Genomic DNA, 2,671 nt, shown 5'->3' on the forward strand with positions numbered 1-2,671 from the left:
TAACCTAATTATAAGGGTCTTTTTATATTTGTCTACCATAAGGGGATTATACTAAAAGGAGTTTTTTTCTTTGGATTGCAATGGTGGTATATTTGTTTATTTAATATATAATGTGTATAATGAAATTAGATGTATAAGATAATAAATATATAATTATTAATATGTACAATATATTGGGAGGAACCTTAAATGGAAAAGAAAAAAATAATAACGATATTTGGAACAAGGCCTGAAGCAATAAAGATGGCTCCTTTAGTAAAAGAACTTGAAAAAAGAGAAGGAATTGAATCTAAAGTTTGCGTGACAGCTCAACATAGAGAAATGTTAGATCAAGTTTTAGAATTATTTGATATAAAACCAGATTTTGACTTAAATATAATGAAAAGTAAACAAACATTAACTGGAATAACTAACAAAGTATTAGACGGATTAGAGGAAATATTTACTAAAGAAAAACCAGATATGATATTAGTCCATGGTGATACAACAACTACTTTTTCAGGAGCTTTAGCAGCATTTTATCAACAAATAAAAGTAGGCCATGTAGAAGCTGGACTTAGAACTTTTGATAAGTATTTTCCTTTCCCAGAAGAAATGAATAGAAAACTTACAGGATCTTTATCAGATTTACATTTTGCTCCTACAAAAGGGTCTAAAGCAAATCTTTTAAGAGAAGGTGTTAAAGAAACTGATGTATTTATAACTGGTAATACTGTTATAGATGCTATGAGTCACACTGTTAAGGAAAACTATAAATTTGAAAATGAATTATTAAATAAAATAGATTTTGAAAATAAAAAAGTAATTATGATAACTGCCCATAGAAGAGAAAACTGGGGAGAAGGAATAGAAAATATATGCGATTCTTTAAATAGAATAGTTGAAGAAAATGAGGATGTTGAATTAGTTTATTTAGTACATCTTAATCCAATAGTAAAAGATGTAGTTACAAAGAAGTTAGGAAACAAAGAGAGAATACATTTACTTTCTCCATTAGATACTAACGAAACTCATAATTTAATGAATAAGTGCTTTATGGTAATGACTGATTCAGGTGGATTACAAGAAGAGGCACCTCACTTAGGAAAGCCAGTACTTGTATTAAGAGATGTTACAGAAAGACCAGAAGCAGTAGAATATGGAACAGTTAAATTAGTTGGAACAAATATAGAAAAGATAGTAAGTGAAGCTAACTCTTTAATAAGAGACAAAGATCAATACTTAAAAATGAGTAAAGCAGCTAATCCATATGGAGATGGGTATGCATCAAAGAGGATTGTTGACATTATAGAAAATTATTTTGGAATAAATAATATAAAGATTGAAGAGTTTATTAGATAGTAAAAAATCAAAAAATTGCAAGAATTAGTTTCAATAACAGAGAGAAAGTGGTATAATTTAATTGCGTTAATTATTTGACAATTCATAAGATTGAATTAAAGGAGAGGTGTATATGAAAGAAGTAGTAATTGCAAGTGCTGTAAGAACTCCAATCGGTTCATTTGGTGGTGGCTTAAAAGATGTTTCTGCCGCAGATTTAGGTGCTTTAGTAATAAAAGAAGCTGTAAACAGAGCTGGAATAAAAGGCGAATTAGTTGAAGAAGTTTTAATGGGAAATGTAATACAAGCTGGTCTTGGACAAAATGTAGCAAGACAATCTACTATAAAGGCTGGATTACCTGTTGAAGTCCCAGCTATGACTATTAATATGGTATGTGGATCAGGGCTTAGAACTGTTGCATTAGCAGCTCAAATGATAAAAGCAGGTGATGCTGATATAATTGTAGCTGGAGGAACAGAAAATATGTCTCAAGCTCCTTATGTTTTAAAATCAGCTAGATGGGGACAAAGAATGGGCGATGGAAAGATGGTAGACTCATTAATTAATGATGCACTAACTGATGCATTTAATAACTACCACATGGGAGTTACTGCAGAAAACATTGCAAAAGAGTGGAATTTAACTAGAGAAGAGCAAGATCAATTTGCTTTAAATTCTCAATTAAAAGCAGAAGCAGCTATTAAAGCTGGTAAATTTAAAGATGAAATCGTTCCAGTTGTTATACCTCAAAGAAAAGGAGAACCAAAAGTATTTGATACAGATGAATTCCCAAGATTTGGTGCAACTATCGAAAGTTTAGCTAAATTAAGACCTGCATTTATAAAAGATGGTACTGTTACAGCAGGTAACGCATCAGGAATTAATGATGGAGCAGCAGCATTTGTTGTTATGAGTGCAGAAAAAGCTGAAGAATTAGGAATTACTCCATTAGCTAAAATAGTATCATATGGACAAAAAGGATTAGATCCAGCAATTATGGGATATGGTCCATTCCATGCAACAAAGAAGGCATTAGAAGTATCAAATTTAAAAATAGAAGATTTAGATTTAATAGAAGCAAATGAAGCATTTGCAGCACAAAGTTTAGCTGTTGCTAAAGATTTAAATTTTGATATGGACAAGGTTAATGTAAATGGAGGAGCCATTGCTTTAGGTCATCCAGTTGGAGCATCAGGTGCAAGAATATTAGTTACATTACTTCATGAAATGCAAAAAAGAGATGCTAAAAAAGGTTTAGCAACTTTATGCATAGGTGGCGGAATGGGAACTGCATTAATAGTTGAAAGAAAATAAATTTATTTAAAAGCCCTCGATTAATCGAGGGCTTTT

The 2,671-nt window shown here is 31.1% G+C and carries 2 protein-coding genes; both read left to right on the forward strand.

What is annotated here, in order from left to right:
* Positions 1–189 precede the first annotated feature (189 nt).
* Positions 190–1,341, forward strand: coding sequence for a UDP-N-acetylglucosamine 2-epimerase (non-hydrolyzing) (gene wecB / locus HUJ77_RS10080; protein ID WP_291708456.1), 1,152 nt, complete (start codon positions 190–192; stop codon positions 1,339–1,341).
* 112 nt (positions 1,342–1,453) lie between these two features.
* A complete protein-coding gene (locus tag HUJ77_RS10085; protein ID WP_291708457.1) occupies positions 1,454–2,635 on the forward strand; it encodes an acetyl-CoA C-acetyltransferase in 1,182 nt (393 codons plus the stop codon).
* Positions 2,636–2,671: the final 36 nt, after the last annotated feature.

Origin of the sequence: Clostridium sp. (assembly GCF_021443865.1) — a bacterium.
Lineage (GTDB): Bacteria > Bacillota > Clostridia > Clostridiales > Clostridiaceae > Clostridium.